Origin of the sequence: Acetivibrio cellulolyticus CD2 (assembly GCF_000179595.2) — a bacterium.
GTDB lineage: Bacteria > Bacillota > Clostridia > Acetivibrionales > Acetivibrionaceae > Acetivibrio > Acetivibrio cellulolyticus.
Genome location: NZ_JH556659.1, coordinates 1,328,155 through 1,346,730 on the forward strand (window position 1 = coordinate 1,328,155; position 18,576 = coordinate 1,346,730).

The following is an 18,576-nucleotide window of genomic DNA, read 5'->3' on the forward strand; positions in this document are numbered from 1 at the left end:
TCCTAACTCCTTATTTACAGCATTTGCAGTTGATGTTGGATGGATCAATTCTCTTAATCACTTCAAATAGAAGCTTTTTAATTCTTTCATTGTTGTCTGCAAATACCTTTAATACCTCTTCCTCGGTAACCGGAGCAATGTCGTCACGACCTTCCAGACCCGCATCATAATCAGTTATTAAAGATATGTTTGCATAACAGATACCCATTTCTCTAGCTAAATAACATTCGGGATACTGTGTCATGTTTATAACTTCCCAGCCCATCTTATTAAACCAACGGCTTTCGGCTACTGTAGAGAATCTAGGACCCTGTATTACTACTACTGTTCCTTTTTCATGTATTGTTATTCCGAGGTCTTTTCCGGCTTGAATGGCCAATTTTCTGAGTTCAGGGCAATATGGGTGAGCCGGACTTGGATGCTTTGTCTCAGGACCGTCAAAAAATGTATCCTTACGGCCAGACGTTCTGTCTACAAATTGATCGCACACAACAAAGTCTCCTGGCTTTATTTCAGCCTGAAGGCTTCCTGAAGCTGTAGGTGCTAAAATCTTTTTTACCCCCAGTTGTTTCATAGCATAAATATTTGCTCTGTATGGTATCATATGGGGTGGAAGATGATGTTTTTTGCCGTGGCGTGGCAAAAATGCTATTTTCTTTCCTTCAAAGGTTGCAATTGCAAATTTGTCACTGGGTTTTCCATAAGGTGTATCAATTTCAACTTCTTCTACGTTTTCCAAAAAAGAATAAAAGCCCGAACCGCCAAAAACTCCTATATCGACATTGTATTCCATGATAAACCTCCTATAAAAATTGATGTTTTGTATAAAGATAATGATGTGAAGATTATAACTTCCACTGTTGTTTTTTCTTTAGTATTATTTGATACCAAATAGTCACTTTGAAAAAGTGGAAATAATATTTTTCACTTTCCTTAATTATATTATAAATATTTTTAGTTTCAATTAATTTAAGCATTATTTTGAAATTTTATAACTTGATTGTGTATAAATAATTATGCTTAAGGAGGATACTAGAGATGGATAACATGCAAATGGAATTTTTTAAAAAAATGCTTATGACTCAAGGCAAGGACGTTGAAGGTACGATAAACTCAATGAAAGAACATGGAATTGGAGAGCAGGAGGGGGATGAACCTGACGAACTGTCAAGCTATGATAATCATCCCGCGGAACTTGGAACAGCTCTCTTTGAAGCAGAAATAAACAACGCGCTTAAAGTTCATGAGGAACATTTATTAAAGGATATACATGATGCTTTAGGAAGAATATATGATGGAACTTATGGAAAATGTGCTTTTTGCGGAAAGGAAATTGACAGGGAAAGACTTGAAGCGCTGCCCTATACAAGATTATGTATAGGGTGTGAGACGAGCAAGGCGGTAACCATGGAAAATTTGGACAGACAGAGGCCGGTAGAGGAATTGATATGGGATGCACCACTTGGAAGAAAGTACCTCAATAAAAGAGAAGATGATGAATTTGAAGGCCTTGATCAATTTTTTGATCTTGTTAAATATGGGTCTTCGGATACACCACAGGATATGGGCGGCTACCATGATTATGAAGAGTTTTATACCAATGAAATAGACAGGCAGGGAATTGTAGATGATATGGATAGAGTATCGAATGAAGCTTATAAAAGACAACTTCCCGATTAGAAAAGGAGGTGATTTTATTGGGTGAAAAGGATATATTCATTGAAATTAATAGACTTCTAGAGGATCAAGGTATGGATTTAAGGATAAATGACATGGACGAATTGACAGATTTTCTGGAAGAATATGAGGCGGATGAAAGCGAAGCCAGTGAAGTTTATGAAGAAATTCGCGAATTATATGATCAACTTCTTATGGGAGCAGGTATGTGGTAGGAAGTAAAAAGCAAAAGGCTGAAAAGTGATATTAAATACTTTTCAGCCTTTTTCCATTTCAATAAGTACTACATTGTTCCACTGAATTGGTTTTTAACCTGTGTTATATCATTTGGATTTGCTGGTTGTGCAGGTTGGTAAAAACCTTTTTGTTCCGCCAATTTAAATAAGTCATACTGGAATGTTTCGCAGTTATTTCTGATCTGCTGTATAGCTTGACGGAGCTGTGGATTTTGGGTTTGAGTAATTACGTTTGCATACCCTGTAACGCTGCTGTTAATCTGTGATAATAGGTCATTCACCATTTCTTTTTCTTGCATATTTAATTCCTCCTTAGCTTAAGAATGACAATAATTGTTGTTTAGTGTTTCTTGCATCTTGTGCGGATTTTTGAAACATCTGCTTTATCTGCGGATCTGTGGCTTGTTGAGCATAAGTGTCCAGTTTTTTAGCTGATGTTTCATGAGACCCTATAAGGTGTCTCAAATTTTGAAGTTCCTGTTGGTTTAATTGGTTCATAGATAATCTCCTCCTTATCAGATCGTAGTACTTTTCAAATTCTCAAGCACCATAGTTATTTTCTTTAAATCAACAAAAAATATACAGAAAATATTTAAACAGAAAATAATATTTTCGTCATTTGCTTCACAAAATTCGTCAGATAGGCTATTCCAAAAATCAGAAGTTATATTTTAAGTGGATTGATTTTTTGACATATTAATATATAATAGTTACTACATAGTAAAATACGGGAGATACATAATAATGAATGAAAGCAATAAAATCAAGTATTTTGAGTATATTCCGTCAAAACCAAATGAGAGTATGATTCTTACAAGGCTTGGTTATCAGAAGACCACTACAGTTTTTAGTGATGAATATAAAGAAAAGCTAAATGAGATTATAAAGTCAGGTATTTTACTCTGCAATACCAAGGGTGTTTTCGGAAGATATGAGATTATCGAAAAAAGCGAGAAATATGTGAAGCTGGAAAATGGCGTGGTTTTTGAAAGCGCTAGTCTGGCAAAACTTTTAAATAAAAGTATTGAGGTTGTTTTGATGGCCTCTACTGTTGGTAAGGAGATCACAGATAAAATACATTTTGAAGTTGAAAGCGGAGATGCTTCGCTTGGCGTTATCCTGGATTCTGTAGCATCACAGACTGCGGATGCGGCGCTTAACTGGATGGTTGACTTCATAAATAAATTGATAAGAAGAGAAGGAAAAAGCCTTACCAGGACAAGGTACAGCCCGGGATATGGAGATCTTCCGTTAATAAATCAAAAAAAGATTTTTGACACTTTAGGTCTGGAGAAGCTTGGACTTAATATTACTGAAAGATATATGCTGCTACCTGAAAAATCTGTAATTGCAATAGCTGGAATAGAAGGGATTGATTCTGATGAATAAGATACAATTTTTAGATTATTTAAAAGAGAATATAATGGTTCTTGATGGAGCTACGGGAACTGAACTTCAAAAGAGGGGAATGCCTAAAGGAACATGTCCTGAAAAATGGGCAATTGAAAACCCTGAGGTTATTGTAAACGTGCAAAGGGATTATATAAAAGCAGGATCTAATGCTGTATATACATGCACTTTTGGGGGCAATAGAATAAAACTTGCAGAGTTCGGGCTGGGTGACCAGACTGTAGAGATAAATACAAAGCTGGCAAGACTGGCCAGGGAAGCTGTTGGAGATAACGGTTTTGTTGTAGGAGACCTTGCTCCAACAGGACGTTTTGTCAGACCTTTTGGAGATATGCCTTTTGAGGAGTGTGTTGAAGCATACAAGGAACAGGTTAAAGGCCTTTTAGAAGGTGGAGTGGATTTCTTTGTCATTGAGACTATGATGGATATACAGGAGGCGAGAGCTGCGCTTCTGGCAGTTAAGGAAAGCTGCGATCTGCCCGTATGTGTAAGTATGACGTTTGATGAAAACGGACAGACGCTGACAGGTACGGACCCAATAACTGCATTAATAACTTTGCAAAGTCTTGGCGCTGATGCTGTAGGCTGCAATTGCTCAACCGGTCCTAAAGACATGATTAAGATCATTAAAGCAATGAAGCCCTATGCAAAGGTTCCATTGTTGGCAAAACCAAATGCCGGACTGCCAAAGCTGATTGATGGTAAAACTGTTTTTGATATGGGGCCGGAAGAATACGGGACATATGTAGAAGAGTTTCTTAATAGCGGAGTTAACCTTCTTGGTGGATGCTGTGGCACTTCGCCTTTGTATATTGAGCAGATACGTAAAAACATAAATGGTGCAAAGCCTATTGAAATTATAGCAGAAAAAATAAGTGCGGTTACATCTGCAAGAAGAACAGTTTTTACAGGATTTGGTGAGCCAACTGTTGTGGTAGGTGAAAGAATTAATCCTACCGGCAAGAAGAAGCTTCAGGAAGAGCTAAGGGATGGAAAAACCTCTGAGGTCAGGAGGTTTGCAGTAGAGCAGTTGGAAAAAGGTGCAAATGTACTTGATGTCAATGTTGGGATGCCAGCGATAGACGAGAGGGAGACAATGGTTAAAATAGTCGAGCTTCTTGTGCCTATGGTTGATGCCCCGCTGTGCCTTGATTCATCTTCGCCGGAAGTACTTGAAGCTGCTCTTAGAATATATCCCGGCAGGGCTTTGATCAATTCGATATCTGCTGAAAAAGCAAAATTGGAAAAGCTATTGCCTGTAGCTGCAAAGTATGGAGCTATGTTTATCCTTCTTCCGTTAAGTGATGAAGGAGTACCTGCAACTGCCGAGGAAAGATATGAGGTTATTAACAGGGTATATGATATAGCTTCGAAGTATGGATATGGAAAGAACGATATAGTAGTGGATGGTCTCGTTATGACGGTTTCTTCGGATCAGAAGGCTGCCATTGAGACTTTAAAGGTAATAGATTGGTGTACGAACACTTTCGGATGCGGTACTATTTTAGGCCTTTCAAATGTATCATTTGGCTTACCGGAAAGGAACTGGGTAAACAGTGCTTTTCTTGCTATGGCGATGGGAAGAGGACTAACAATGGCTATAATGAACCCTTCAAGTGATATTCTTATGAGTATCAAAATGGCGGGAGACGTTCTTACGGCAAAAGACAAAAACAGCTTAAGATATATTGAGTATTTCGGCAAAAGTTCTCAAACCAAACCTGCTGAAGCTGTAAAAAAGGCAGAACAAAGCTCAAATCAGAAGATTTACGAGGCTGTTGTAAGAGGAGACAGGGAAAATGTAAGAGCTTATATAGAAGCAGGACTAAAAGAAGGACTAGAACCTTCATATGTGGTAGATAGTTGCTTGATTCCGGCTATCACTCATGTTGGTGACCTCTATGACAAAAAGGAATATTTTTTACCACAGCTTATTCAAAGTGCTGAGACTATGAAGGAAGCTTTCGGATATATTGAGCCTATGCTTAAGAAAGACTGCAATGGAGAAAATGCTAAAGCCGGAATTGTTATTGCAACTGTTAAGGGTGATATACACGACATTGGTAAGAACATTGTAGGGTTGATGTTAAAGAACTATGGATTTGAAGTTTATGACCTTGGAAAGGACGTTACAGCTGAAGACATAATAAGTGCTGCAAAAGAGAAAAATGTACGTATAATCGGGTTATCAGCTCTGATGACTACAACAATGATGGAGATGAAAACAGTAATAGAACTGGCTAAAAAAGAAGGCTTAAGTACAAAGTTTATGGTGGGTGGAGCTGTTGTAACCGACAGCTTTGCGAAAGAAATAGGGGCGGACGGCTATTCGGAAGATGCTTATAGTGCTGTAAAGCTTGCCAATAAACTTTTGGAATGCAATAAATAATTCTGTTGAATTCTTGGTAAAGACATATTTTTTCTATATTGAACGCACAAAAAGTTTACATCAGAAATTGTGCGTTCAATATTTTACTCCTTGCTTTTTGATTTTGGAATAATTCTTGCTTTCTTCAATGAATAAAAATCTATGGGGCATTTAGCCCCTATCGATTTTAGGACATTTGTTTCGCAAATTCCTTGAATAAAAAATATAATTTTTCAAAAAATAATTTCAAACGTTGACACTATATATTGTGTGTGGTAAAATTAGCTATAACAAAATATAGTTAAAACATAGGTGACCAAAAACATTTGGTTGAAAAGGGAAGCAGGTGAGATTCCTGTGCGGTCCCGCCGCTGTAATGAGGAGTTGTTTCATTGATACCACTGGTTGAGCAACATTAACTGGGAAGGGATGAAACACCGATGATTCTAAGTCAGAAGACCTGCCTTTGTACCACGCCTTTAACTCTACGGATGATAGGGGGTGTATGGATTCGATTTTCAAATTGGCCTTAATCAAGGCTTTTCAAGTTTTCATATCTTATTATCTATTTTGGGGATAAAAGCGTATTTTTGTGAAACCAGTATCATTTAGTACACTTGATTTCATTGTGTTTAATATAAATTGTCCCAGCTACACCAGAAAAATAAAAATAGGAGATGTTCTAATGATTAAAACAATTATTAAAAGGAACGGAAGAGAAGAAAAATTTCAGCCGGAGAAAATTACATGGGCAATTTTCAAGGCTGCATCAGCATGTGGAGGAGACGATTTTACTAAAGCGGAAGGCATTTGCAGGCAGGTTATGGATTTGGCTGAGCTTACATATAAAGATACGACACCAACAGTAGAAGAAATACAGGATACTGTTGAGAAGGTTTTAATAGAAAACGGTCATGCTAAAACAGCGAAGGCTTTTATATTATACAGGGAAAAGAGAAAAAGTGCCAGGGATCTTAATGCTCTTGTAGGAGCAACAATAGATATGTTTTCGGACTATCTTGGAGACAGGGATTGGAATATAAAAGAGAATGCCAATACCCAGAAAAGTGTCAATGGCCTTAATAACTATGTAAGAGAGACCTTTACCAAAAAGTACTGGCTGCATGAGATATACCCTTCTGAAGTCCGGGAAGCACACGAAAATGGTGACTGCCATATTCATGATCTGGGCTTTTTCGGTCCGTATTGTGCCGGGTGGGACTTAAGACAGCTTTTACTTGATGGATTCGGCGGGGTTGAAGGAAAAGTAGAGAGCAAACCGGCCAAGCATCTAAGGTCGTTTTTAGGCCAAATCGTAAACTCGACTTTCACTACACAGGGTGAAACAGCCGGGGCTCAAGCATGGTCCAGCATTGATACGTATTGTGCGCCATTTATACGTTATGATAATATGACCTATGATCAGGTAAGACAGTGCCTTCAAGAATTTATATTTAATATAAATGTTCCTACAAGAGTAGGGTTTCAGTGTCCTTTTTCCAATTTGACCTTTGATATAACTGTGCCATCCACACTCAAAGATGAACCGGTTATAATTGGAGGAAGTTACATGGATGAAAGTTACAAGGATTTTCAGAAGGAAATGGACATTTTCAACAGGGCATTTTGTGATGTAATGTTAGAGGGAGATTCAAAGGGCAGAGTATTTACTTTCCCGATTCCTACTATTAATATCACAAAAAGTTTTGACTGGAACAATCCTGTAGTTGATGAATTTATGAAAATAACTTGCAAATACGGCATTCCTTACTTTGCAAATTATGTAAATTCGGATCTTTCTCCGGAAGATGCTGTTTCAATGTGCTGCCGTCTGAGACTTGATACGACTGAACTGAGGAAAAGGGGCGGAGGTTTGTTTGGAAGTAATCCGCTTACAGGTTCGGTAGGAGTCTTTACAATAAACCTTGCTAGAATCGGATACCTTTCAAAGTCAGAAAGTGAGTTTAAAGCAAGGCTATGGAAGATTGCAAATATAGGAAAGACATCTTTGGAGATTAAAAGAAAAATTATAGAACAGCAATCGGAAAAAGGCTTGTACCCTTATTCCACGCATTATTTAAGACATGTTAAGCAAAGAACAGATGAATTTTGGTACAACCATTTCAATACAATCGGTATTATTGGGATGAATGAAGCACTGTTGAATTTTATGAATAAGGATATAACTACAAAAGAAGGTCAGGCGTTTTCAATTGAAATAATGAATTACCTTAGAGAAGTACTTGTAGATTTCCAAAATGAGACCGGGCATTTTTACAATCTCGAAGCTACTCCGGCAGAAGGTACTTCTTACAGACTTGCTCAACTTGACAAAAAGAAGTATCCAAACATTATCACAGCCGGAAAAGATACGCCATACTATACAAATTCGACGCAGCTTCCGGTTGAATATACTGATGACATATTTGAAGCATTAGAACTCCAGGATGAACTCCAATCGCTCTATACAGGCGGAACAGTCCAGCATTTGTATCTTGGCGAAAGCATAGAGGATATTGAAGTTTGCAAAAAGCTTATTCAAAAGGTATTTGTAAATTATAAAATGCCATATATATCTATAACACCAACATTCAGTATATGCGCAGACCATGGTTATATAAAAGGTGAGCATTATACCTGCCCTGAATGTGGAGCAAATACGGAAGTATGGTCAAGGGTAACAGGATATTTAAGGCCTGTAGCTAACTTTAACATCGGAAAGAAAGAAGAATATACAGGTAGAAAGAAATTTGTATTGGCGGAGAAGATATCATGAGAATAGCCGGATTACAAAAGAATTCCTTTGTAGATTATCCGGGTAAGATGTGTGCTGTTCTTTTTACTCCCGGCTGCAATATGGATTGTTTCTATTGCCATAATAGGGCTTTGGTAGAAGGTGGACATGAAAATATAACTGATGCAGACGAAGTTTTATCATTTTTAGAAAAAAGAAAGGGGTTCCTTGAAGGAGTTGTTGTGAGCGGGGGAGAGCCGACACTCCAAAAGGGGCTCCTGCCCTTTTTAAAAGATGTAAAAAGGCTGGGATACTCAATAAAACTTGACACAAACGGAACTAATCCGGATGTGGTTGAGAATGTTTTGCATAAAGGACTTATTGACTATATTGCAATGGATTTTAAGGCACCGTATGAGAAATATAATGAGATCTGCAGAACGGAAGTTGATATTGGAAATGTTATGAGAAGTGTGGATTTATTGATCAACAGCGGCATAGATTATGAGTTCAGAACAACTCTTGCACCCGGACTTGATTCTAAGGATATCGTAGAGATTGCGGAGGAAATAAGCGGAGCAAGGCTTTATGTCCTGCAAAAATGCCGAAATGGGAGCACTGAGGGAATCGGGTACAGTGCAGAGTCTGTTGCTTATCTGGTTGGAAGGATAAATCGAATTGTTAAAAGAGTTGAAACAAGGGGCATAACTTTTTGTGCATAGTGTTTGGAAATTTTTTTTATTAAATTATTAATTTTGTTCTAAAACAGATTTATACTTTTATTATAACGAACAAATGTTTGGGTAGTAAAGTGTAGGTGTTAGTTTTATGTTTGTGCATGTAAAGAAGTATTCAGAAGGTTTTTTGTCTGTTAAGTTTCCATATTCAGTGGAGAATGTTGAAAAAATTAGAAAAGTTGATGGACGGAAGTGGATTGAATCTGATAAAATATGGGTAATTCCAGATAATGAGGATAGGATAAAATTATTATACAGGTTATTTGGTAAGGATAATGTCTTTTTCGAAAATTATGAGTACGACAAAGATACAATGATAGCATTGAAAAATGAGTTGAAAATTAGAAACTATAGTGTAAAAACACAAAAGGCTTATTTAGGGCATGTAAGAAGATTACTACAGTTTCATAAGAAATGTATAGATAATATAGATAAAGATGATATAAAATTGTATCTATTGAGATTAGTTGATGCAAATAAATCAGCGGCTTATATTGACCAAGCTGTAAGTGCATTCAAATTTTTGTATATCGATTTAAAAAATATTGATGACGTTGATTTTGATATCAAACGACCAAAAAGAGAACAAAAGTTACCTAGTGTATTGAATACAAATGAAGTATTTAAGATTATTGAATCAGTTGATAATTTAAAGCACAGGGCAATTATTATGCTAATTTATTCAGCGGGATTAAGAGTGAGCGAGGCTGCTAACTTGAGGATTGAAGATATCGACAGTAAAAGAAATTTGATTCATATTAAGGGTGCAAAAGGTAAAAAGGACAGATATACTCTTTTATCAAATGCGATGTTGGAATTATTAAGACAATACTTTAAGATATATAGACCAGAGTGTTGGTTGTTTGAAGGACAAAACGGAGAAAAACATATAACGGTTAGGAGTATACAGAAGGTTTTTGAAAAAGCAGCATTTAAAGCAGGTGTAAAGAAGAAAGTGTCAGTTCACACTTTAAGACATTCTTTTGCAACTCATTTACTTGAGAATGGAACTGATTTGAGATATATACAGGAATTGCTTGGTCATGCAAGTCCATCAACGACGGAAATATATACACATGTTAGCGAAAGAGATTTTGCTAAAATTCAAAGTCCATTAGACCGGATTATGAACAAAGTTAAGTTATAGTTACATATACGAAAAAATTTTCGCTAATGCAAGGGGAAATTTTGCATAGACGTAATTGATACGGATATGGAACGTTATACAAAACCACACGAAAAGGACGCGCATCCATGCGCTAAATTTTTGAGAAGTTCTTTGTAGATTTCATTCAGGAGGATGTGGCATGGAAGAATACTATAAGTTTGTATTTATTTTAGACAGTAAAGAATACTATTGCATTTGGTTCTCAGGTGAAAAAGATGGTTTTGTAACTGATGGGGATAAGTTAAAATGCTTTTATGATTTTGACCAACTTCAGACTTTTGCATTAGATAATAATATAGAAGTTTTTGACGAAGGATCAGAATTATCTATAAATCTTGCCCAAAAGTGGGATGATCAAAAAGGGGAAAACGTTGACTGTAAATATTTTTTGCATTATTGGAATATGATGTCTGATTTATCATATTCGGTGAAAGAAAGCTTTTATGGAGATAACAAAAATAGTACGTTAAACAAATTATATGATAAACTATTTTGGGGTAGTAATCTTCCAGCAGTTACTCCCGAAGGAAAGGAATATATTCCAATATGGTCAAAAAAAGAGCTCGATGAACTAAATAAAGTTGTTAAAGATGGGTTGCGTTTAATTAATTCATATTTAGAGATTAAAGTATAGTCGTAACAACTTTAGGGAATGACATCCGTGTCATTCTCCGGCTTCGCGGGTCGTGTGGCTTCGTATAACAAGTCCATTTGAGTAAAGGGCATGCTTACGGGTCATCCTGCCCACATCGATTCATCGGGCTTACGCCGCTCACGGGTATTCCTTACGGGTCCGATTCATCGACGTCTCAAATGGCGAACGTTATACAAAACCACACGAAAAGGACGCGCATCCATGCGCTAAATTTTTGAGAAGTTCTTTGTAGATTTCATTCGGGAGGATGTGGCATGGAAGAATACTATAAGTTTGTATTTATTTTAGACAGTAAAGAATACTATTGCATTTGGTATTCAGGTGAAAAAGATGGTTTTGTAACTGATGGGGATAAGTTAAAATGTTTTTATGATTTTGACCAACTTCAGACTTTTGCATTAGATAAAAATATAGAAGTTTTTGATGAAGGATCAGAGTTATCTATAAATCTTGCCCAAAAGTGGAATGATCGAAAAGGGGAAAAAGTTGACTGTAAATATTTTTTGCATTATTGGAATATGATGTCTGATTTATCATATTCGGTGAAAGAAAGCTTTTATGGAGATAGCAAAAATAGTACGTTAAACAAATTATATGATAAACTATTTTGGGGTAGTAATCTTCCAGCAGTCACTCCCGAAGGAAAGGAATATATTCCAATATGGTCAAAAAAGGAGCTCGATGAACTAAATAAAGTTGTTAAAGATGGGTTACGATTAATTAATTCATATTTAGAGATTAAAGTATAGTCGTAACAACTTTAGGGAATGACATCCTTGTCATTCTCTGGTTTCGCGGGTCGTGTGGCTTCGTATAACAAGTCCATTTGAGTAAAGGGCATGCTTACGGGTCATCCTGCCCACATCGATTCATCGGGCTAAAGCCGCTCACGGGTATTCCTTACGGGTCCGATTCATCGACGTCTCAAATGGCGAGACGATCTCCGACATATCCTGATTTTTTCGCCATCCATGGCGAATGTTTTTAGGGAAAGGCTTCGGAGATGAACAAACTTTAGGAGTTGGTGTACTTGAAAAAAGAAATAACAGCAATTTACATATGTTGGGTTTTTGTATCTGTGCTATTTTTAACTTATTTAGTTGTTAAGTTTTATCCTACTTACAAAGATAATGAGATTCCGTTATCTACAGATATTACAATGATTGTTTTTTTACCTGCATACTTTTCAATGCTATGGTTGGTAGTACACTTAAAAAGCTTTTTTATAAGAAAGCAGAGGATTGATGTGATAATAAGTATTATAATATTATTAGTTGCTTTTATATATTCTATATTAATAATGGATTTTAGTTTTATAACAAATGTTTTTATTTCATTTATTGGACTTACAATAGGATTTATACATTATTTTATAACGGAAGTTTTATTTAGGAAAAGTGTTTTAAATACACGTTTAGCCTAAAAGGTTAATAAGAAGTTATCTTAGGGGTTTTATGAGGAATTTCCGTCCGTGGAAATTTCTGAATTACGGGTCAGGATACATCGGAGATCAATGCATCTCAGTAAAGGCTGCGATAGTAAGAGCAAGAAGTATTCCTCTGCAGTAAATTCATGTAGTAAGGCTCCGCCTCATCCTCTCATGGGCGCAGTTGCGCGCTGACGCGGGACATCCTTACGGGACCATTCGAGGACGACTGAGATGCCGACGATATATGGAATTCCCTGCATTGCCGCCCCATCCGGGGGCGGGTTTTTAGGGAATTGCTTTGAAGATATAAAAATGTATTTGAATCTGAGCTATAATAGTTGGTTAGCAACCGACAGTGATTATTTCTATGATAGTAGAAATCGATGGTTATTATAATAGTTCGATTGTATATGGTAGAAAGTGTACAAAAAAGGCTTTAAAAGAAATGTATTTAAAAGCATTAAGCTTAACTGTAGATATTAGAGATTTACCAGGGATTTTTTGCAGGCTATATAACTTTGAGGAATTTCCATATACTTCGGAAATATTTGTAGATTATGTTATTGATACTGATACAAATTTAATATATAAACCAAGATACTGAATTTGTATAAGAAGATTATTATTTTTTGCTTACTGATTTAAGGAAGAGTTGCTACAAATTTGTTGAAAAAAGTTTTTGTAAGGCTCGGACATCCGTGTCCTCGTCTGGCTTCGCGGGGCAGGGAACTCCACATATCAAAGCGTATTCGCAAGGGTGCGGTAGAGAGAGGACATGAAGCAGGGCTCTGTAAGTCATCCCATGTAGTATGCCGCACCGCAGCTCTTCACCGGCACAAGTGCACCAAGGAAGAAGGGCTTTGAGGGTCCGGTTCAGAGCCGCCGCATACGCCAGACGTTATCGGAAATGCGGTGCTTTTTCACCTGTATCAAGGTAGCTGCAAAATGAAAAGGAAATGAGGCGTTCTAAGGATGAGTGAAAGAAAGGAAATGATAAAATATTTAAAAGATGAAGTTGTTCCAGTTTTACGAAATAAGGGATTTAAGGGAACATTTCCACATTTCAGAAGGCCGACAGAAACGCATATTGATTTGATGACTTTTCAATTCGATAAATGGGGCGGCGGCTTTGTTATTGAACTTGCAGTTTGCCCGTTAACAGGAGTTACTTTATACTGGGGAAAGCAGATAGCTCCATCAAAAGTTACAGCACATGATGTAAATAAAAGATATAGATTAGGTTCAAGCAACTTGAATTCTGACTATTGGTTTCGGTATGATGAGGGTGTTTTGTTTGGAAATAAATTCTTGAAAGTCACAAAAAGTGTTATTGATAAGCTAGAATTGGCAGAGCAGTGGTTTAATGAGTTAAGTTCAGAGATAAATTTTCAATAACACCAGTAAAAATAGAATGAGGGCAGTTTTTTTCGGGTATGCCTCTGGGGGCACCGCACATCCGATAACAAGTCCATTTGCGTAAAGGGCAAAGCATGGAGAATGTTCGATGAAGTAGGAGCATGAGGTCATCCTGCCCTCATCGAAGAATCGGGTGCAAGCACCGCCTACGAAGAAGGGCTCTGTAAGTCCGATTCTTCGACGACGCAAATGGCGAGACGTTCTACGACATGGGAGGAAGACGGCACATCCATGTGCCGATTTTGAAAGCAAGGCTTTGGAGATTTTGCTAATTCACTTATGTTATATTATCAACTTAAGATTAAAACTGTGAAGTTAGAAAATTTATATACTATGAGGATTGAAAGTAATGAAAAAATTGATTAGTTTAGCTTTAATTGTTGTAATTATGCTGACGTTTACAGCGTGTAAAAGTGCGGAAAATCATACTTCACCTATACCAGCTAAAATTTATTACGATTATCTAATTTCTTTAGGAGAGATTGAAACGGAAAGGTCTCCAACTACTGGTGGTGGTCTTGAACGATGGAATGTGCATAAATTATACTATTATGTAGATGATTTTAACGATGATGGAATTATTGATTTAGCTATTTCAAACGAAAAAAGCGACAGTAACGGTATTGAAATTTATACATATAAGAACGGACAGGTTAAAAAGTTGTTTTCAAAGGGTATGCCTTATAGTGCCGGCACTGAAATATTTACTCTTGCAAAATATGATGATACATATGGAATAAAATATCTTAGGCTTAATTCATTAGGGGATTTTTCTTTTTTTCGTATTAGTAAAGACGCAACTATTGAAGAAATGTTTAGTGGTGGCCTTTATGATATTGATGGTAATGTACTGGATACATCTACTTCATATGATAAGATTGACCCAATAACTTTTTATAGCATTGGAGAATTAAAGAAAATGTTTTAGATGGTAATAATCAGCGAATAAAATTAAGTATTTTAGGTACCAAGATTGAGGTATAATCTTTATATAAAGTGAAGTAAGTGGATAAGGATACTTTGCTAGAGGCCGCATCATCCGTGATGCTCTTGCTTCGCGGGTCCTCCCACGACGTAGAACAATCCATCTAGCGCAAGGGGCACGGAGGGAAAGTTCATGTAGAAGGGCTACGCGGGATTATCATGGAGAATGCGTGCCCACAGCTCTTCGCGGATGCAGTCGCATGCTAACGCGGGACATCCCTCTGTAGACCGCTCAGAGCCGTCGCAGATGGGCGACGTTATCGGAAAGATGAGGCAAGGCCGCATCGTCCTGATGCGGATTTGCTAGGGAATGACTTTGAAGTTTTTTGAGTATCTACTTAGGGAGGAATTAGATGTTAAAAGCTGTTATTTTTGATATGGATGGTGTTATAGTAGATAGTGAACCTATTCATTTTGAGGTTGATAAAAGAGTACTGAAAAAATGCGATTTTATTGCTAACGATGATATTTTAAATCCATATGTTGGAGTTTCAAATCCAGAAATGTGGAAGGATTTAAAAGAGAAATATAACTTAATTCTGAGTGTGGAAGAATTATTGAAATTGCAGTCTGAATTAAAAATTGAAGTATTGAATGAAACAAAAATAGAAGCAATAGATGGAATTAAAGAATTATTAAATGAACTAAAGCAGAATAAAATTATTACAGCAGTGGCATCTTCTTCACCAAGATTTTTTATTGAAGCCATATTAGAAACGATAAGAATAAGAGAATATTTTAAAGTAATATTAAGTGGTGAAGAAGTTCAAAGAGGAAAACCATACCCAGATGTTTTTTTAAGAACTGCGGAAATGTTAAGAGTTAATCCACAAGAATGCGTAGTCATTGAGGATTCTAAAAACGGTGTGAAAGCTGCTTTGTCTGCAGGAATGAAATGTATTGGATTTGCTAATTTGAATTCTGGCTCACAGGATTTATCAAGTGCATCAACAATAGTTGATAGTATTTGTAAGATAAATTATAATTTTGTGATAAGTATCATGTAGGTTAATATATAGGAAGCGACATCGTGTCGCTTTCTGGTCTCTGGGGGCCTCATCCATCCGATAACAATGCATGGCAGTAAAGGTGCGGGATAGAAGGTCATGGAGTAAATTCTCTGGAGAAGGAGCATGAAGCATGCCGCACCACATTCCATCGTCGGGTGACAAGCACCGCCTTCGAAGAAAAGCTCTGCGGGTCCGACTCTGGAACGTCTTCCATGCGAGACGTTAGCTGCAATCGGACGCAGATCGAGCCTCAATGAACAGATTAAAATATTTTTTAAGGGGTTATATGAATATTAAGTTTATTAGAAAAGTTATTAAAAGCATATTTGTTTTAATTGGTATTTTAACTGTATTATATTTTACTATATATTTTTTGGGGAATTTAATAATGCACGATGAGGATAGAATAGTGAAGGAAGTTGTCGCACCTAATAAAGTAGAAAAAGCAGTAGCATTTCTTAGAAGAGGTTATGATACAACGACGTTGAATGTCTCTATTTTAAATAAAGACAAGAAAACTTCTGATGATAACTATGGACCCTTCGGTAACACGTTTTCTATTTTTGTTCTTGAATCAGAAAATTATGACCTTGATTATTTTGATCTCGAATGGGTCAGTGATAAAAAACTTAGGATACAGTATAAAGAATCAGAAGAATACAATTTAAATATAAAGGTTACACATAGGTACGAAAATGATATTGAGTATATTGTTAAGTAATGATATTTAGTAGAATTGTTTAAGGGGCACATATTCTATGTGCCTCTGAGTCACGGGACGTCCGACTCCAGCTAACAAAAGATTCACACAAGGGCTCGAAAGAAGAGCATGTAGCAGTCCTCTGTAGCATGAACATGAAGAAGGACTCGCCACATTCCTTCACCGGGCGGTCAAGCCGCCGCCAAAGAAGAAGGGCTCTGCGGGTCCGGTTCAGGAACGTCGTGAATCAAAAACGTTGTACGAAATCAGACGATTACCGTGCATCCATGCACGGATTTTTAGGGATTGACTTTGGAGCATTACGATAAAGGATTTGTAAGAGGTGAACTTATGACTAGAGTATCTGATGATGAAGTGTTTGAATATGATATATTATGGTTTGCAGTTGATTCTCAAAACGAAATTGCTCAATTTGATTCAGGCGTATATGGGCTTTTACCAGAGAGCGTGCGTGGTTCATTAGAGGACTTGGAGAGTATAGCTTGTTTTATTTTAGAGAAGTTAGATGATACATCACAAACAAAAGTAAGTGAAAATGTGTTTGATAGAGTTATTTTGAAGGATTCAAGAGAAGTTACAAAAAAATCTTACTTTAAACATTCACTTGAATTTTCTCGGAAAGGCTTGTATTCCTATGAATCATATGATTCTAAACCAACTTCATACCAGTATTTTAGAGTCAGTATGCCCGATAATCCACTAAAACTAAGTGACTTACCTGAAAAATATAAATGTATTCTTGAGAAGTACAGGCTTGAAGAATGTGTTTTTAGTGAAATGGAGTTAATAACTATTAAGGAAAAATAATTTACTGTTTTTAGTAAGAGATTTTTTCCATTTGTAGATGGAGAAATTAAATATACATATTAAATTTATATCGTGCTGTTTCGGGAGTTAATAGAACAGCCTGAATTAGAGAATGTAGTTTTGTTGAAGGAGATTTAAGGAGGTCACATCCGTGTGCCCTTCTGAGACTAGGGTCGTCTGACTTCGCACAACAAGTCCATTTGCGTAAAGGGCAAAGCATGTAGAAAATTCTCTGGAGCAGGAGCATGAAGTCATCCTGCCCTCATCGAGTCATCGGGTGCAAGCACCGCCTACGCAGAAGGGCTTTGTAAGTCCGATTCCTCGACGAAGCAAATGGCGAGACGTTAGGTGAAATCCACTGCGATTTGCAACTACTGTGAGGTTTAAGCTTTATTGTTTAAGCATGTACCTGATGATGGAAAGATTTTTTTGATTTTATTAGAGGTCAGGCTAGGGTATCATCTTAAAGTTTGATGAGATTGATTTTGACATACTTGAAAGTTATTGAGATTATAAGAGATTCTACATAATTAAGCATTGATGATGATTATTATTTATTATATTACTTAGGGCATTTTGAAAAACATAGCTCACATTAGGTTTAGAACAGGTTAAAGGATTTATGATTTATTTATTTTTGTGGAATATTGTAGCACTGTGCTAAAGATATAAGTAAGGTAAAGGATAAAGGATTTAAAGAGTTTTAGTATTTGTGGTTTACTGAATGTGAAAGCTTGAGGATATAAATTAGAGACATAAGGTCGTTAGAGTAAGTTTGTTTTTGTGGCTATTGGAAGGTAATTTGTGTATAATTAAGAAATAGAGTAATTAAGGTTTGTTAGGGAAAGGCTCCGCGGGGCAGTGGACTCCACCTAACAATCCATGACCGTAAAAGTGCGGGTAAGAAAATTCAAGAAGTAAGCCTCTGTAGACCGAGCATGAAGTGTGCCGCACTACATTCCATCGTCGGGTGACAAGCACCGCCTACGAAGAAAATCTCTGCGGGTCCGACTCTGGAACGTCGGTCATGGGAGACGGTGCGACACGAGGTCGCACAGATAAATGTTTAGCTACATTAAGTAGTATAAACCTGTTATTCCGTTAACAGTAATCTGACAACGGTGCGTAGGTGGTAACACCTTGGGTTCTAAGCTGTTGCGACAATGCAACCCTTTCTCGAAAGAGAAGAACTGGAATCCGTGAGGAATCTGGAATTCTGCTAGC

The 18,576-nt window shown here is 36.9% G+C and carries 19 protein-coding genes and 1 riboswitch; of the genes, 16 read left to right on the plus strand and 3 right to left on the minus strand.

The annotated features are described in order from the left end of the window. Positions 1 to 10: 10 nt before the first annotated feature. A complete protein-coding gene (locus ACECE_RS0225855) occupies positions 11 to 793 on the minus strand; it encodes an S-methyl-5'-thioadenosine phosphorylase (RefSeq protein WP_010252763.1) in 783 nt (260 codons plus the stop codon). A gap of 245 nt (positions 794 to 1,038) precedes the next feature. Between ACECE_RS0225855 and ACECE_RS0225860 the strand changes: the two genes are divergently transcribed. Continuing rightward, on the plus strand, positions 1,039 to 1,680 hold the full coding sequence (locus ACECE_RS0225860) for a TraR/DksA C4-type zinc finger protein (RefSeq protein ID WP_010252766.1): 642 nt from the start codon (positions 1,039 to 1,041) through the stop codon (positions 1,678 to 1,680). 8 nt (positions 1,681 to 1,688) lie between these two features. After that, positions 1,689 to 1,892, plus strand: a complete 204-nt coding sequence (locus ACECE_RS0225865; protein WP_407636681.1) for a hypothetical protein — start codon at positions 1,689 to 1,691, stop codon at positions 1,890 to 1,892. 68 nt (positions 1,893 to 1,960) lie between these two features. Here the strand turns inward: ACECE_RS0225865 and ACECE_RS0225870 are convergent, their stop codons facing one another. Both ACECE_RS0225870 and ACECE_RS0225875 read right to left on the minus strand, forming a co-directional pair. Next, the gene (locus ACECE_RS0225870) at positions 1,961 to 2,212 is read right to left on the minus strand and encodes a spore coat protein (protein ID WP_010252771.1); all 252 of its coding nucleotides are present in this window, start codon (positions 2,210 to 2,212) and stop codon (positions 1,961 to 1,963) included. Positions 2,213 to 2,225: 13 nt separating this feature from the next. Next, entirely contained in the window at positions 2,226 to 2,411 is a 186-nt protein-coding gene (locus ACECE_RS0225875) for a hypothetical protein (RefSeq protein WP_010252773.1), read from the minus strand. A 246-nt stretch (positions 2,412 to 2,657) separates the two neighbouring features. On the opposite strand from ACECE_RS0225875, the gene ACECE_RS0225880 reads away from it, so the two are divergent. From ACECE_RS0225880 to ACECE_RS0225945, 14 genes are all read left to right on the plus strand, one after another. Continuing rightward, positions 2,658 to 3,302 carry a vitamin B12 dependent-methionine synthase activation domain-containing protein gene (locus ACECE_RS0225880; protein ID WP_010252774.1) on the plus strand — a complete coding sequence of 215 codons (645 nt, stop codon included), beginning with the start codon at positions 2,658 to 2,660 and terminating at the stop codon, positions 3,300 to 3,302. Beyond that, positions 3,295 to 5,712, plus strand: coding sequence for a homocysteine S-methyltransferase family protein (locus ACECE_RS0225885; protein WP_010252776.1), 2,418 nt, complete (start codon positions 3,295 to 3,297; stop codon positions 5,710 to 5,712). The genes ACECE_RS0225880 and ACECE_RS0225885 overlap by 8 nt, the downstream gene beginning before the upstream one ends. A gap of 272 nt (positions 5,713 to 5,984) precedes the next feature. Beyond that, a riboswitch (cobalamin riboswitch) is annotated at positions 5,985 to 6,173 on the plus strand. Between the two features lie 203 nt (positions 6,174 to 6,376). Beyond that, positions 6,377 to 8,467 (plus strand): ribonucleoside triphosphate reductase, encoded by a 2,091-nt coding sequence (locus ACECE_RS0225890; protein WP_010252778.1) that lies wholly within the window; start codon positions 6,377 to 6,379, stop codon positions 8,465 to 8,467. Then, positions 8,464 to 9,147 (plus strand): anaerobic ribonucleoside-triphosphate reductase activating protein, encoded by a 684-nt coding sequence (locus ACECE_RS0225895; RefSeq protein WP_010252780.1) that lies wholly within the window; start codon positions 8,464 to 8,466, stop codon positions 9,145 to 9,147. Before ACECE_RS0225890 ends, ACECE_RS0225895 begins: the two co-directional genes overlap by 4 nt. A 106-nt stretch (positions 9,148 to 9,253) precedes the next feature. Further along, the gene (xerA, locus tag ACECE_RS0225900) at positions 9,254 to 10,309 is read left to right on the plus strand and encodes a site-specific tyrosine recombinase/integron integrase (protein WP_010252782.1); all 1,056 of its coding nucleotides are present in this window, start codon (positions 9,254 to 9,256) and stop codon (positions 10,307 to 10,309) included. A gap of 160 nt (positions 10,310 to 10,469) precedes the next feature. Then, positions 10,470 to 10,964 carry a hypothetical protein gene (locus tag ACECE_RS0225905; protein WP_010252784.1) on the plus strand — a complete coding sequence of 165 codons (495 nt, stop codon included), beginning with the start codon at positions 10,470 to 10,472 and terminating at the stop codon, positions 10,962 to 10,964. A 275-nt stretch (positions 10,965 to 11,239) separates the two neighbouring features. After that, a complete protein-coding gene (locus tag ACECE_RS0225910; RefSeq protein WP_010252786.1) occupies positions 11,240 to 11,734 on the plus strand; it encodes a hypothetical protein in 495 nt (164 codons plus the stop codon). Between the two features lie 281 nt (positions 11,735 to 12,015). After that, complete coding sequence (locus tag ACECE_RS0225915) at positions 12,016 to 12,408, plus strand: hypothetical protein (RefSeq protein WP_010252788.1); 393 nt, start codon at positions 12,016 to 12,018, stop codon at positions 12,406 to 12,408. Between the two features lie 373 nt (positions 12,409 to 12,781). Beyond that, the gene (locus ACECE_RS0225920; RefSeq protein ID WP_010252790.1) at positions 12,782 to 13,018 is read left to right on the plus strand and encodes a hypothetical protein; all 237 of its coding nucleotides are present in this window, start codon (positions 12,782 to 12,784) and stop codon (positions 13,016 to 13,018) included. Positions 13,019 to 13,386: 368 nt separating this feature from the next. Beyond that, positions 13,387 to 13,809, plus strand: a complete 423-nt coding sequence (locus tag ACECE_RS0225925) for a DUF4304 domain-containing protein (protein WP_010252792.1) — start codon at positions 13,387 to 13,389, stop codon at positions 13,807 to 13,809. A gap of 370 nt (positions 13,810 to 14,179) precedes the next feature. Further along, positions 14,180 to 14,758, plus strand: a complete 579-nt coding sequence (locus ACECE_RS0225930; RefSeq protein WP_010252793.1) for a hypothetical protein — start codon at positions 14,180 to 14,182, stop codon at positions 14,756 to 14,758. A 409-nt stretch (positions 14,759 to 15,167) separates the two neighbouring features. Next, complete coding sequence (locus ACECE_RS0225935; protein WP_010252794.1) at positions 15,168 to 15,821, plus strand: HAD family hydrolase; 654 nt, start codon at positions 15,168 to 15,170, stop codon at positions 15,819 to 15,821. A 391-nt stretch (positions 15,822 to 16,212) separates the two neighbouring features. After that, positions 16,213 to 16,545: a hypothetical protein gene (locus ACECE_RS0225940; RefSeq protein WP_162862633.1), complete on the plus strand. Its 333-nt coding sequence runs from the start codon at positions 16,213 to 16,215 to the stop codon at positions 16,543 to 16,545. Between the two features lie 330 nt (positions 16,546 to 16,875). Further along, complete coding sequence (locus tag ACECE_RS0225945) at positions 16,876 to 17,352, plus strand: hypothetical protein (RefSeq protein WP_010252796.1); 477 nt, start codon at positions 16,876 to 16,878, stop codon at positions 17,350 to 17,352. The last annotated feature ends 1,224 nt before the right edge of the window (positions 17,353 to 18,576 follow it).

Coding starts and splice junctions, on each gene's coding strand:
- ACECE_RS0225860 (WP_010252766.1), top strand. CDS start 1,039: ATGGATAACATGCAAATGGAATTTTTTAAAAAAATGCTTATGACTCAA.
- ACECE_RS0225880 (WP_010252774.1), top strand. CDS start 2,658: ATGAATGAAAGCAATAAAATCAAGTATTTTGAGTATATTCCGTCAAAA.
- ACECE_RS0225930 (WP_010252793.1), top strand. CDS start 14,180: ATGAAAAAATTGATTAGTTTAGCTTTAATTGTTGTAATTATGCTGACG.
- ACECE_RS0225935 (WP_010252794.1), top strand. CDS start 15,168: ATGTTAAAAGCTGTTATTTTTGATATGGATGGTGTTATAGTAGATAGT.
- ACECE_RS0225870 (WP_010252771.1), bottom strand. CDS start 2,212: ATGCAAGAAAAAGAAATGGTGAATGACCTATTATCACAGATTAACAGC.
- ACECE_RS0225925 (WP_010252792.1), top strand. CDS start 13,387: ATGAGTGAAAGAAAGGAAATGATAAAATATTTAAAAGATGAAGTTGTT.
- ACECE_RS0225885 (WP_010252776.1), top strand. CDS start 3,295: ATGAATAAGATACAATTTTTAGATTATTTAAAAGAGAATATAATGGTT.
- xerA (WP_010252782.1), top strand. CDS start 9,254: ATGTTTGTGCATGTAAAGAAGTATTCAGAAGGTTTTTTGTCTGTTAAG.
- ACECE_RS0225940 (WP_162862633.1), top strand. CDS start 16,213: ATGCACGATGAGGATAGAATAGTGAAGGAAGTTGTCGCACCTAATAAA.
- ACECE_RS0225945 (WP_010252796.1), top strand. CDS start 16,876: ATGACTAGAGTATCTGATGATGAAGTGTTTGAATATGATATATTATGG.
- ACECE_RS0225910 (WP_010252786.1), top strand. CDS start 11,240: ATGGAAGAATACTATAAGTTTGTATTTATTTTAGACAGTAAAGAATAC.
- ACECE_RS0225855 (WP_010252763.1), bottom strand. CDS start 793: ATGGAATACAATGTCGATATAGGAGTTTTTGGCGGTTCGGGCTTTTAT.
- ACECE_RS0225920 (WP_010252790.1), top strand. CDS start 12,782: ATGATAGTAGAAATCGATGGTTATTATAATAGTTCGATTGTATATGGT.
- ACECE_RS0225895 (WP_010252780.1), top strand. CDS start 8,464: ATGAGAATAGCCGGATTACAAAAGAATTCCTTTGTAGATTATCCGGGT.
- ACECE_RS0225905 (WP_010252784.1), top strand. CDS start 10,470: ATGGAAGAATACTATAAGTTTGTATTTATTTTAGACAGTAAAGAATAC.
- ACECE_RS0225890 (WP_010252778.1), top strand. CDS start 6,377: ATGATTAAAACAATTATTAAAAGGAACGGAAGAGAAGAAAAATTTCAG.
- ACECE_RS0225875 (WP_010252773.1), bottom strand. CDS start 2,411: ATGAACCAATTAAACCAACAGGAACTTCAAAATTTGAGACACCTTATA.